Genomic DNA, 12,920 nt, shown 5'->3' with positions numbered 1-12,920 from the left:
TAAAAGAAAAGGCTAAATATGAAAAATAGCAAGATAATTACAATCGCAGCTTTAATGCTTGCTGGTATGCTCGCGCTTTGCGGTTGCGGCTCTAATGGTAATTCTGCTAAGAGTGCTGATAAGCCAGCGTCTTCTGAGCAGAAAGCTGACGATAAAGGTGAAGATAAAGGCTTTGAAGAAGTACCAGTTGGACCTCATCAAGATCAAAACATTGGTCCTCTTACTATCGGTGCAGTGTATTTCCAACCAGTTGATATGGTCCCTGCAGGAATGGGCTTGAAAGCTTCAGAGGCTAGTTTCCATCTTGAGGCAGATATTCACGCGAATAAGGAAGGTACTAAGCTTGGCTACGGTAAAGGCGAGTTTATTCCAGATTTGACTGTGAATTATGAGATTGTTGACAAGTCTAGTGGAGAGTCTGCAGGTAAAGGTACTTTCATGCAAATGAATGCTTCTGACGGTCCTCACTATGGTGCAAACGTTAAGCTTGACAAGGCTGGTAACTATAAGCTCGTTCTTTCAATTGAATCCCCAGAAAAGAAGGGTTGGATGTTGCACGTTGATCCTGCTACAGGTGTGACCGGCAGATTCTGGACTGAGCCAATCAAAGCAACATTCGATGATTGGAAGTACACTCCTCGTCAATGGTAGTAATAATTACTAATTGCTAGTAATTATTGGTAACAGTAAGCAATAGTTGGTAATTGTCATCAATTATTGAATTATATTGTTAGCAATTATTGAATTATAGATCGTAAATAATAGCAAAGGAGGGAGTTATGCTCAGACTGTTTGTTACAGTGCTGCCTGGGCTGCTCCCTCTTGCTTTACTTACAATGGGATTAAATTCCTCACTTAGTGTTGGAGAAGGAAAAGATAAGCCTATAAGCGCGCGATGGAGATTATATGGATTATCTTTAGGCACAGTTGCTGCACTTATTTTTGCTATTCTTCGCGCAAGCGTAGTAATAAATCAGCGCAATTTTATTAACATGCCTGCATTATGCATTGCAGTTCCAATAGATATTGCAGCTATTGTTGTTGTAGTTTGCTCACATAAAACTGTTGAAAACTGGCGTGAGCGCCCTATTCTAATACATATAAGTAATGCGATTGGCGCGGTTTCGTTAGCATTTACTGTATTTTATGCTCTTCCAGACGTGATTTTGCAGCTTACGATTTTCGTAGATTCAAGTACTCCGCCTTTTACTTCCGATATGCTACTTCGTGCTCTTGGATTTGTTCTTGGTGTTATTGTAGCTATTTGTTTAAGTCTTATGGTGCGTTCATTGCGAGTTACGTCTAACGCAATTTCATTCAAAATTGCAATTGTGCTTAGCATGATTATTTTGCTTGTTCAGCACGTAACGTCACTTTTGCAAATCATGCAAGGAAGTATTCTTCTTTACATAGATGATTTTTCTTTCAGTGTGCTTGTTTGGCTTATTAACAATGCTCACATGATGATTATTGCGCAAATTTGCGTGTTTTTAATTCCTGCTGCTGCTTCTGTCATAATCGGTTTTAAGACGGAAACAGTTGGAGAAAATACTGCACAGATGCGCGTAAAACGAGCATTTAAGAGGAAATCTCGAAAGTCTGCGCTCGCGGCGTTTCTGGCTGCTGTTACTGTAATACTTACGCTTACTTTTGGCGTATCTCTTATGAATGTTAAACCAACTTTGACTCCTCCTGAACCGTACGAATTGCATGATGGAATTGCAACTATAAACTTCGTGCAAATTTCTGATGGCCACCTTCATCGCTTCCAATACAAAGCGAAAGATGGAACTATTATGCGCTTTATTATTATTAAAAAGAATGGTGGAGCGTACGGAGTTGGATTGGATGCTTGTGAAAATTGCGGAGATGCAGGATATTACGAGAAAGACGGTAAAATTATTTGCCGCAAATGCGATGTAGCAATTAACTTAGCGACAATTGGATTTAAGGGTGGCTGTAATCCTATTCCTTTCCCGTATAAAGCTTCGCACGGCAAAATCACTATTCATACTGCTGATTTAGATGCGCTTAGCTCGCATTTTAAGTAAGGAGCAACTTTAAATGTTTATGATACGCATGGTTGCTCGATCTCTTGTGCGACAATTAAAAAAACGCGTTCTAATCGCGCTTGTAGTTTGCTTAAGCGCATGCGTGAGTGTTGCCATGCTTAGTGTTGTTTACGATGTTGGAGATAAAATTAACGCAGAGCTTAGCTCATATGGTTCAAATATTGTTGTTCAGCCAAAATCTAACGCTGTAGTGAATGATTTGTATGCTTCTAGAGAGCGGACGAATTCTTCTTTACGTAGTCTATCTGTTGCAGAAAGCCAAGAGTCAACTGCTTTTTTGAAAGAATCGGATGCTGCGAAAATTAAAATGATTTTCTGGGCATTTAATATCACAAATTTTGCGCCGAAAATAAGAGTTCATGCAGATTTGGAATCTAAATCTTCTTCTAATTTAGTAATTCCGATTATTGGAACTTGGTTTAATCGCAAGCTTTCGCTCGCTTCTGGTGAAACAACAGTTGTAGGAGTTAAAGGATTGCGCTCGTGGTGGAAGATACGTTCAGGAAGATGGGCAAAAGATAATCAATCTGAGGCAATGGTTGGTTTTAAATTAGCTGAGCGTTTACATGTAAAACTTGGTCAGAGTTTGCGTTTGCTTCGTTCAGGGCGCCATGTTTCGTTGCGCGTTGTGGGTGTTTATGAATCTGGTGATGATGACGATAATGCAATTTACACAAATTCTATTGACGCTCAAAACCTTGCAAATAAGCCGAATATGGTTGATTCGATTGAAGTAAAGGCACTTACTACTCCTGAGAATGATTTAGCGCGTAAAGCTGCTAAGAATCCGGCAGCTTTAAGTCAGGAAGAGTGGGAAACTTGGTATTGCACGGCTTACCCGAGTTCTATTACTTACCAAATTGAAGAGGTTATTCCGGAAGCTGTAGCAAAGCAGGTTCGTCAAGTCGCAGCGTTGCAAGGAAACGTGCTTAATAAAACTCGTGCTGTTATGGTTTTGATGACTGCATTAAGTTTGATTGCTGCTGCAGTTGCTGTAGCAAATCTTATGGCAGCTTCTATCTCGGAGCGTTCTGGAGAGCTTGCATTGCTCAAAGCATTGGGTGCTCGAGATGGTGCTGTTATGCGTCTTATGCTTATGGAAACTGCTGTTATTGCATTCGGCGGAGCATTGCTCGGTATGATTTTTGGTTTTTCAGTAGCTCAGATTATTGGTTTTACTGTGTTTAGCTCTGCGATTTCGTTCCGACCAATGGTTTTCGTGCTTGTGTTTGTGTTGCTCGCGCTAACTGTTCTTGTAGCTGCAGGCTCATCGATTCGTTCGATTTTAAGCGTGCGTCCTGCGGAGGTGCTTCATGGCAGGTAAATCTTATATGACGTCAAATAATACGATGTTTATCACAATGCTATTTAGCGCGGTATTTCGCCGTAAATCGCGTGCTTTAATGGCTGTTATTGCAACTCTTGTTGGTGCTGCTACTCTGTTTTGTTTGGCTGCAATATGCTTGGTTGTACCTCAGCAGATGAGTGATGAGATGCGTGCCTATGGAGCAAATATTATCGTAACGCCAATTGATGGCGAGTGGAAAAACGGTATTGATCGTGCAATGGTTTTACATACGAATGATATGGTTCTCGCAAAAGGTGCTATGCGTTTTGCTACGTATCGCTATGAAAATGTGCGAATCAATGCAGCTCCGTATGTGCTTGCTGGTGTTGATGTTCGTTTAGTGAAGTCATTAAATAAGCATTGGAATGTTGACGGCGCTTGGCCTAGTAGTGGAAATGTGATGGTTGGGCGTGACGTAGCTCACGCTATGGGATTGAAAATAGGATCTCGTATTTCGATTGCGTATAGATCTACTGATAATACTGTTGGCTCTCATAAGCCTGCAGACAAGCATGATGATAAGTCTTCTGATAGGTCTTCTGATAAGTCTTCAAGTAAATCTGCAGGTCAATCTACGGGTCAATCTACAACTCAGTCTGCGAATAATTCTGCGCAAAATTCATCTCAACAAAAACTTGTTGAAGGCAGAGTTTCAACGGATATTATGGATACTCACGGCACAACTTTCCGTGTTTGTGGCATCTTGGATACTGGCGGAGCTGAAGATTCTATGTTGTATGCTCTTAATGCGGATGTGGATACTCTTACAGGAATAAAGCGCGGAGCAGATGTGATTGCTTACTCGTCTTCTGCTCCTAGTGTTGATGCTGTTGTGAGAAGTATCAACGATATGACTTCTATGCGTGTGCGCGCTCAGCAAGTTACTAAAGTCACTGCTGCTGACACTGGAATTATTACGATGCTTCGTAGCCTGTTTTGCATAGTTTCGCTAGTTGTGCTTGTTTTGATGATGGTTGGTGTGAGCACTACTATATCTTCGATTGTGCAGCAGAGACGAAATGAGATTGGTTTGCGTAAAGCTTTGGGTGCGAGTGAGAGAAGTATTTGCTTTGAGTTCACTATGGAGTCTGGATTATATGGCTTTATTGGCGGAATTGCAGGTACTGCAGTAGGTTATGTGTTTGCGCGATTGCTTGCGAGGATGGTATTCTCCAGAGATTTGAGTGTAAATTGGTGGTTAGTTATGTTTTCCGTTACTTTTAGTGTAATTGCATCTTGTGTTGCTGCTTTGCCTCCTGTTTTGAAGGCTTCGAAAATTGATCCTGCGATTGTTCTTCGAGAAGAATAGTTTTAAGCAAAATCTTTTTAAATTATTCAAGGTTTGAATTGAGAATTTTAGTGAGTTTAGTTGAGGATTTAATATGACACAGAATAAGGATTTAATATGACACAGAATATAGAAAATAAGCTGGAAAGTACTTGTCTTAAGCCAAAAATGCTTTTGACTTTGGATCATATTTCCAAGATTTATGGATCTCTTCGCGCTGTTGACGATTTGTCGCTTACTGTTCCGGAAGGGCAGTGGCTTTCAATTGTTGGATCTAGCGGATCTGGAAAAACTACTTTAATGAACATTATTGGATGCATGGATTCTCCGACTAAAGGCTCTGTGTCTTTACAAGGTAGAAAACTTGAAGATCTTAATTCTGGACAACTTGCAGACGTTCGTAAAAATGTAATTGGACTTGTGTTCCAAAAGTTTTATCTTGTTCCGCATTTAACTGCTGTTGAAAACGTTATGGTTGCGCAATATTATCATTCTGTTGTTGACGAAGCTGAAGCCTTGGATGCTTTGGATCGAGTTGGTTTGAAGGATCGCGCTCATCATTTGCCAAGCCAACTTTCAGGTGGTGAGCAACAGCGTGTTTGTGTTGCTCGCGCACTTATCAACTGCCCGAAGTTGCTGCTTGCGGATGAGCCAACTGGTAATTTGGATGAAAAAAATGAGCAGATTGTGCTCGAATTGTTTAAACAACTACACAATCAGGGAACGACTATTATTGTTGTAACTCACGATTCTTTGGTAGCTCAATGTGCAGATCGAGAAATTATGCTCAATCACGGTGTTCTTGTTGGTGAGCGTTGGAATAATGATGATGCGCGCAAAACGTACGAGGAGATTGGTGGAAAGCCTGCTTTTACAAGTGCTCATGTTGATGAAAGTGTTGCTGAAGTTTTACAAAGTCATGATCCGACTAAGTCGCCTAAATTAGCGAATTTAGATGATTAGTTGCGCGAAGTTTTAAAATATACAAGATTTGAAGGCGATGTTTTATGGTTTCAGATAACACGTTTCACGATGTTTCACGCAATGAGTTGAAGACTAAAAAAGTTGCAAAAACTGTGGCTACGCTTGCGGCTATAGCTGCGTCATCTGCTATGTTTTCTGCTTGCGGTGAGCCTAATGCTGTGCCAATGAACGATGAGTTTGCTGGTAATTCTGGTCAAAGCGCGGACGATGGTGGTAATCCTTCTGGAAAGTATGATTCTGGAGCTCAACAATCTCAATCTTCTGCGCAAATTGAGGATTCTGCAGATTCTAAAAATCCTCAAAATCCTCAAAATCAGCATAAAGTCGACACTGGTAATTACAAAGATGGCGAATATAAAATCAAAGCTACATATGGTCCAGTTGCAGAAGACAGTTTTGACGTGAATCTAAATATTGCAAGCGGCAATGTGAGCAGCGTTGAAATCACACCTCACCCTTTTACGCCTGTTTCAAAAAAGCATATGGACGCTTTCTCTAAGGTGATTTCTAGCAAAATCGTTGGGAAGCCGCTAAAAGATTTGCATATTTCGGTTGTTGCTGGAGCAAGTTGGACTAGTGACGCATTCAACAAAGCGCTTGACGTTGCGCGCAAAGAGTCTTCAATTAACTCTGCAAAATAATTACATAACGCGCTCGCTCTTAGCAAAAGAAAAGAATCATCATCTAATCTTTTTCGTTTTGAACGCTATCAATCGCCTTTAATCGTACATTTTTCTTATATTCGTGCAACATTAAAGCAAAAGCTGTACAAGTTATTATGTAGAAATTCCACATAGTAACAAGAGTGAAAATATGAGGACCAGGGTATGGATTGATTGAATATCCATACGATACTTCTGTATCATTCGACCATAGCAATGTACCTAATGTATCAAAAATAATAATTACAATAGGTATTACCGCTTTCCAGCGCATTGAATCGTTGCACAAGCATAACACAGCAATAGCGAAGCAAATTGGTACATAAAATCCAGATAATTGCAATGCATTATACAATGTTGAATTAACTGTATTGTGCAATCCTGTAAGCCAAAATCTAAGAAGCAATATAACACTTATAGCATCAATTACTACTAAAACAATCCACAAATATTTTGCACAGAAAGAATGAACGTTTTTAAAATCTTTGCTCTCAGGAACAATATTGCAAGATGTACTATTTTATGATTGTTTTTTCTCGTTGTAAGTCTTATCGCTATTAAATGCAAGAATCATAACCAATACGCTATGTACGCAAAAATTCAAGCATATGAGAATTGTATTTACTTCAGAGCCTGGATAATATGCATAATTTGTCATAGGAACTTGTAGTAGTTCTGCTAATGATTGTGCATACATGCAAATAAGCGTAGATATAACAAAAAGTGCTACTAATATTATTGACATTATCCAGCGTTTGCGCTCGCGACAAAATGCAATAACACAAGCCAACAATACAAGATTTACTACACTCGTCCATGCAAGACCGGCATATAAAATATACGCGTTCGATGTGTTAATAAAATATCTATATGCAAGAGTAAGTATGCATATTGCGTCAAGTGGAATAAATAATAACCACGCATACTTGCGTTTACAAATGTCCTTTAACGAATTCATTATTTACCTCCTTCATAAAAGAATAAAAAATATCATAAAATTTTAATATTTAGCACGTACTGATAAAAGAAACTAGCAAAGCGCTAGTTGCATGCATCTTTACTGTGCAACTAAACAACACACTGAAAATTTTACTATTGCATTTATATTGATGTCAATAAAATCATAAAACGATGCCTTATGTATCTAGAATTGTTGTTTTGCTGTTATGAGTATTGTTTTGCTGTAAATATCAATCAAATATATTTAATATATTAAAATGTGTGATTTTGGTTTTAATCATTGAATGTGCGCACTGTAATAGTTGATTAACGTTGTAAACATGACGCATGTTGTAGTGGCGGATTTTGCGATTTTTGCAATTTTTGCCACGATAACTCTTATAACATAGCAACAAAACAGAATTTTGCATCACAGATTAACCGCTTGCTTGAATCTGTTTCGCAAGAACGCATCCAAATACTCGATTGAAATAGATCTAAGTACTCGATTAAAGCGCAAGAAAGTACAATAAGTTATTCTTGCACAATGGCTATTTCTCTACATGAAGTGGAACGTGTACATTAATAATCCACGAATCGCCATCTTCAATAACTTTAAAAGTTCCGCCAACTTGTTCCGCAAGCATCTTATGAAAACGCAGTCCATATCCTAATTGCAAGTTAGCAAGAATACCGCGTTGCGCACTATTTATACACGTAATATGACATTCATGGTCATTAAGCATTACATTCATAGCGTATTCTTTAGGCTTTGCAGCATGCTTTTTTACGTTCGCAAGCAGTTCTCTGCAAATATATTCAATTTGAGCACATTCTTCAAAAGGCAAATGGATTGACCGAGAATCTTCGGCAGTTAAATCACTACTCAAGTCAATGGAACCAATATAGCCAAGCTTTTCAAATGACTTTTGTTCACAGTCAAATAAAACACGTAAGCCTGTGCAAAAATCTTTATAACATGTAGTCGATTGCATAACATCGCCAGTGCTTGCAGTTGCAGCATTGTCAAGAAGAGAAATAATATTACGTGCTCTATGAACAGTTGTAGTAGCACGTTGAAGAATCTCTCGCGAATTTTCATGCTCTTGGTCATGAGTTGTTTGAGGTTCAATAGATTGTTGAGCCATCATCATAATGCTGGAAAGCTCATTAGTTACTTCATCGTGCATGCGAATTGCTGCAATAGTGGTATATTTTTGAAAAACGTTGTAACGCTGTGCAAATAACTGTTCCTGTTGCTGGTGAATAGTAGAAATATAGTATTTTACGATTGCGCTAGAAATAAGAGTGATAAGAAGCCACCACGCTAACACATAAGCGTTTTGAAAATCGCATATAATAAAAAACCATGAAGATACCCCGCAAGAAGAAAGCACGGTGTACCAAGGTTGAGTAATTACAGCAATTGCCAAACAAATCAATATGGTAAGCATCATAGATGAATAGTTGATATTTGGCGCAATAATTACCAACGGCATCCAAATAAGCACAATAAAAGATGCTTTACGAGGCCATATTGCAATGCATAAGCAGATTACAATCCATACTATTTCAACCGCAATTGCATGACAATTAGAGTAGTAATGAAGATTATTATAGAAACAAATTTCAAGAATCAAAGTACAACTTATGATTGCACCAATTCCAATTTTCTGCCAAGCATCATGCGGCAAAAAATTGATCATACGCGTTAATAATTTCATAACTACCTACTTTTACACGTTAATTTCTTACACGTTATATGTCATGCGAATATTTTGCGAGCGCAGCAAGCGCCTGCATTCGACTTCGGACGTGAAGTTTTCCATAAATACGCCGTAAATGCGTGTTGACTGTTGAAACTTTCACATTAAGCTGATCTGCAATCTCTTTCGTAGAATACCCCTGTTTGCACAAGCGCATAATTTCCGATTCTTGAGGAGACAAAACTGAAGTCTTCGGAAGTTGAGAAATCATATTAAATGATTCTTGCGGAGTGTGAAAATAGTCAATATATTGTGGCAATTCTGGACACCCATAGCTTGTTGTGCGCGATTGTATAGCTGCAACTACGTCTGATAAATTGTCTTTATGTATTAACGCTTGACCACCCGACTTAGCAACTTGCAATACGTATTCATCTAACATGTAGGAAGTAATGCCAATTAAAACAATATTGCTATTGCGCTCGCGAATTGCTTTAATTACATCAACGCCACTCATTTCCCTCATTGACATATCTACTAAAAGTACGTCAGGAGTATTTTCTGTAACGCAACGATGAATAGCTTGTTTTGCAGAAGAACACATCCATGCACAAACAAAGTTTTCAGGCAAACGACTTTTTAGAAGAAGTTGCATATATCGCAATACAAGCGTGTCATTATCAACAATTGCGTAAGTAGTGTTCATACAATATATGGTATCTTGTTTGGGAATCCACTTATCAAGAGATGTGCGATTGTATTGTTTTTCTCAAATTATCAAGATTGTACACATTAAAGTGCCATACGCTAGCACTTTCCGTTGGCACACTCCATTCTTCGGTTTTACTATTGACAGTAAAGCGAATTATTTGAGTTGTTGGCTTATTTATAACTTCAAAATTAGTGAGTTGATTCCACGTAATGCGATGAAGATGCTTATCGTCTAATTTAGCTAGATTGCCCGAGCCTAAAATGGCATTCGGATTAACAACAATAAACTCATTATCAGTGGCGGCAACAATACGCGCATCAACGCTTTGCGCTACATAGAATAATCGAGGTAATAAAAATAGTTTGATTAAATCTTTCCACCAAGGGTCGTACTTCATAGTAAGCACATACGTTTTACCAACTGAAAGATTATGCGCTTTAAAGTACTCAACAATATCCTCTTCTCGTATACCGCGCAAAGGATTAGTCATAATAAGCACCTACTCGTGATTCTTGTTTTGTAAATTATCAACATACTAACGTGCAGATTTTATCTACACAAATAGGCGTACCTATTTTTAACGATAGTGCTTTTAGAAAACTTTTAAAAACTTTTACTATTAGCAGTTTGTATGTTTCCAACAATCAATATTTAAGGATATTTCCGTTTTGGAATTATTTTTAAGTAGAGACGTACTTATGGAGTTATCGTGGCAGTTTTTGCTAATTTTGCAATTTTTGCCACGATAACGTGCTTAAAAAAATATAGCGTTGCAATTCTTTGTTGCTTTTACACTACAAAAAATATAAAATATTAGTATGAAAGCAACAGAAGTGAGGCTATTGTGTCAAACAAAGAGATACTCCTTAACTATTTAGATAATAATCATGGAATAATTACATACAAGGATTGTAAAACATTAGATATTCCAACTATATATTTAACTCGTTTGAAAGACGAAGGTGTTCTTAATCGAATTGAAAGGGGGATTTTTCTCTCTTCCAATGGTGATTATGACGAATATTACTTCTTTCAATATCGTTATCCACAGGCCGTATTCTCTTATGTTTCAGCTCTTTATCTTCAAGGTTTTACAGATGAAATTCCACAACATTTTGAAGTAAGCGTTCCTAGAGGATATCGTTTTAATAATCCACCCTCAAATTTAGCTATTCATTGGGTTTCAAGATTGTATAGCAAGTTAGGCGTTACTAAAACGGCTACCCCAATGGGGAATGAAGTACGTGTCTATGATTTTGAACGTATTATTTGTGATTTTATAATAAACAGAAACAGCATTGATTCTGAACTCTTTGTTAAAACTCTTCAAGCTTATAGTAAGTATAACGGGAAAGATCTTATAAAACTTCATGAGTATGCAATAAAAATGAATATATCCAATAAAGTTAAGCAAACACTGGAAGTGCTACTGTGAATAAAGCAAAACTGACAGCATTGTGTCATAAAATGTCCGAAAAGACTGGTTTAACATTTAATTCTGTTATGACTTATTATTTTCTTGAAGTTATTTTGAAAAGATTAAGCCAAAGTCATTATTCAAATCACTATGTTTTCAAAGGTGGATTCCTTCTGTCAAACATAATAGGTATCAATTCCCGCAGTACGGTGGATATTGACTTTCAGTTTCATAAAATGGAACTTTCAGAAGAAAAAGTTAAAAAACAACTAACAGAAGTTTTTGCAGATTCAAAAGATGATATAAGTTTTTCTATTCAGTCTATTATAGCTATTAAAGAAAGCGATGATTATGGAGGGTATCGCGCAACAATTTTGTGTGAGCTGGAAAATATTAAACAAATTGTTCATTTGGATATTGCTACTGGTGATGTTGTTACGCCACAGCCAATAAATTACTACTATAAAGCTATTTTTACTGATGAAACATTCCCAATTATTGCTTATAACGTTGAAAGTATATTAGCGGAAAAGCTCCAGACTATTTATTCACGCAATTTTTTAAATAGTCGCAGTAAAGATTTTTATGATATTTTTATTCTTTTAAAATTAAAAAAGAATGATATTGATTTTTCGCAATTAGTGATAGCTTGCCAAAGAACTTTCTTATATCGTGAAACAGAATTAGATTTTAATAAGATAATTAAGCTTCTAGAGTCTTTTAAAACTGATTATACGCAAAATCAACAGTGGCAAAATTATTCGAAAAAATATAGCTATACGAAAGGAATAACATTTTCAAGCGTACTCGATGAAATTATAAACTTATTGAACGTTCTTAATGCTAAGCAAAATGACTAAATTTTGTACCCATTGGCGACATAAAAATGTCGCGTTATTTTTATGAGATTATCATAAATGTTGATTTCTCGCCATTTATTGCGTATCTCCATTGTTTGCGCTGGCGACAAGACGACAATTTTGGCGACATAAAAATGTCGCTTTGTATCATATTTCTTATGCTTATTCTTGACAAAATCATACAGTGACTTTAATATTTTTAATAAAAGTTTAATTTAATTAAAGTTTATAGGCTGAAGAAAGGGGTGATATGGATCATATTCCAAGATGGATGGCTAATCTCACAGACGAAGACATGTCGTTTATAAAGAACTTTGTATTATCGTCTGGATCGTTAAAAGAAATGTCGCAAATGTATCAAGTCTCTTACCCAACGATGAGAATCAGGCTTAACAGGCTCATTGAAAAAATTCGAATAAGCGACAATGAACCAGAAGACCCGTTCGTTCTTTTAGTAAAGAGTCTTGCTATTGACGATAAATACGATGTTGACACAGCTCGAACACTCATAAACGAATATAGAAAAAGAAAGGATGAATCATGAGCTATGCATTATTTGGTCCAATAATTGACATTCTTATTGCACTTGCTATATGTGCTTTAGTGTTCTTTATTGCAAGAAGTCTTATTCGCTATGCGCATTCTCTTAAGAAAGACGATAAGTCGTCTAAGCAGTCTGCGGAAGATAAAAGAATTGCGTTACAGGACTTATAAAATACAAAAACGAGTTATCGTGGCAGATTTTGCGATTTTTGCAATTTTTGCCACGATAACGTGCGATTACGGTTTACGCGATATAGTCGCATAACTATTGCGTGTAACTATAGTTACGTAACTATTGTTGAGTAATCAGTTAAAAAACATTGTTTGTGCGTCTACAAAGTTGATGCTTGTTTTAGCATGACGAGGATTGTAAGAAGTTGGATACTTTG

At 37.2% G+C, this 12,920-nt stretch carries 14 protein-coding genes and 1 pseudogene; 10 read left to right on the top strand and 5 right to left on the bottom strand.

All coding sequences use genetic code 11. From position 1 onward, the window contains the following. Positions 1-18 precede the first annotated feature (18 nt). From Q0X59_RS00970 to Q0X59_RS00945, 6 genes and pseudogenes are all read left to right on the top strand, one after another. Entirely contained in the window at positions 19-651 is a 633-nt protein-coding gene (locus Q0X59_RS00970; RefSeq protein ID WP_075523855.1) for an iron transporter, read from the top strand. Positions 652-779: 128 nt separating this feature from the next. Further along, on the top strand, positions 780-2,051 hold the full coding sequence (locus Q0X59_RS00965; protein WP_297642531.1) for a DUF2318 domain-containing protein: 1,272 nt from the start codon (positions 780-782) through the stop codon (positions 2,049-2,051). A 13-nt stretch (positions 2,052-2,064) separates the two neighbouring features. Then, positions 2,065-3,396, top strand: coding sequence for an FtsX-like permease family protein (locus Q0X59_RS00960; RefSeq protein WP_297642529.1), 1,332 nt, complete (start codon positions 2,065-2,067; stop codon positions 3,394-3,396). After that, positions 3,386-4,729: an FtsX-like permease family protein gene (locus Q0X59_RS00955; RefSeq protein WP_297642527.1), complete on the top strand. Its 1,344-nt coding sequence runs from the start codon at positions 3,386-3,388 to the stop codon at positions 4,727-4,729. The genes Q0X59_RS00960 and Q0X59_RS00955 overlap by 11 nt, the downstream gene beginning before the upstream one ends. Positions 4,730-4,876: 147 nt before the next feature. Next, positions 4,877-5,599 (top strand): annotated as a pseudogene (locus tag Q0X59_RS00950) (ABC transporter ATP-binding protein); the annotation flags it as partial. A 116-nt stretch (positions 5,600-5,715) separates the two neighbouring features. Further along, positions 5,716-6,333, top strand: a complete 618-nt coding sequence (locus Q0X59_RS00945; protein ID WP_296157766.1) for an FMN-binding protein — start codon at positions 5,716-5,718, stop codon at positions 6,331-6,333. A gap of 43 nt (positions 6,334-6,376) precedes the next feature. Here the strand turns inward: Q0X59_RS00945 and Q0X59_RS00940 are convergent, their stop codons facing one another. From Q0X59_RS00940 to Q0X59_RS00920, 5 genes are all read right to left on the bottom strand, one after another. After that, positions 6,377-6,802, bottom strand: a complete 426-nt coding sequence (locus Q0X59_RS00940) for a hypothetical protein (RefSeq protein WP_296157769.1) — start codon at positions 6,800-6,802, stop codon at positions 6,377-6,379. Between the two features lie 72 nt (positions 6,803-6,874). Next, positions 6,875-7,312, bottom strand: coding sequence for a hypothetical protein (locus Q0X59_RS00935; protein WP_296157771.1), 438 nt, complete (start codon positions 7,310-7,312; stop codon positions 6,875-6,877). Positions 7,313-7,844: 532 nt separating this feature from the next. Then, positions 7,845-9,017, bottom strand: coding sequence for an exodeoxyribonuclease V (locus Q0X59_RS00930; protein ID WP_297642524.1), 1,173 nt, complete (start codon positions 9,015-9,017; stop codon positions 7,845-7,847). Between the two features lie 34 nt (positions 9,018-9,051). Beyond that, positions 9,052-9,705 (bottom strand): response regulator transcription factor, encoded by a 654-nt coding sequence (locus Q0X59_RS00925; RefSeq protein WP_103043412.1) that lies wholly within the window; start codon positions 9,703-9,705, stop codon positions 9,052-9,054. Positions 9,706-9,739: 34 nt separating this feature from the next. Beyond that, positions 9,740-10,201: a hypothetical protein gene (locus Q0X59_RS00920; RefSeq protein ID WP_075523847.1), complete on the bottom strand. Its 462-nt coding sequence runs from the start codon at positions 10,199-10,201 to the stop codon at positions 9,740-9,742. 354 nt (positions 10,202-10,555) lie between these two features. On the opposite strand from Q0X59_RS00920, the gene Q0X59_RS00915 reads away from it, so the two are divergent. From Q0X59_RS00915 to Q0X59_RS00900, 4 genes are all read left to right on the top strand, one after another. Beyond that, a complete protein-coding gene (locus Q0X59_RS00915; RefSeq protein ID WP_297642522.1) occupies positions 10,556-11,146 on the top strand; it encodes a type IV toxin-antitoxin system AbiEi family antitoxin domain-containing protein in 591 nt (196 codons plus the stop codon). Beyond that, positions 11,143-11,988 (top strand): nucleotidyl transferase AbiEii/AbiGii toxin family protein, encoded by an 846-nt coding sequence (locus Q0X59_RS00910; protein WP_075523845.1) that lies wholly within the window; start codon positions 11,143-11,145, stop codon positions 11,986-11,988. The genes Q0X59_RS00915 and Q0X59_RS00910 overlap by 4 nt, the downstream gene beginning before the upstream one ends. Before the next feature lie 250 nt (positions 11,989-12,238). After that, positions 12,239-12,532: a DUF2089 family protein gene (locus Q0X59_RS00905; RefSeq protein WP_004134118.1), complete on the top strand. Its 294-nt coding sequence runs from the start codon at positions 12,239-12,241 to the stop codon at positions 12,530-12,532. Then, positions 12,529-12,702, top strand: coding sequence for a hypothetical protein (locus tag Q0X59_RS00900; RefSeq protein WP_004110365.1), 174 nt, complete (start codon positions 12,529-12,531; stop codon positions 12,700-12,702). Before Q0X59_RS00905 ends, Q0X59_RS00900 begins: the two co-directional genes overlap by 4 nt. The last annotated feature ends 218 nt before the right edge of the window (positions 12,703-12,920 follow it).

Source organism: uncultured Gardnerella sp. (assembly GCF_947280595.1).
Lineage (GTDB): Bacteria > Actinomycetota > Actinomycetes > Actinomycetales > Bifidobacteriaceae > Bifidobacterium > Bifidobacterium vaginale_A.
This window is presented reverse-complemented; position numbering and strand designations above follow the sequence as displayed.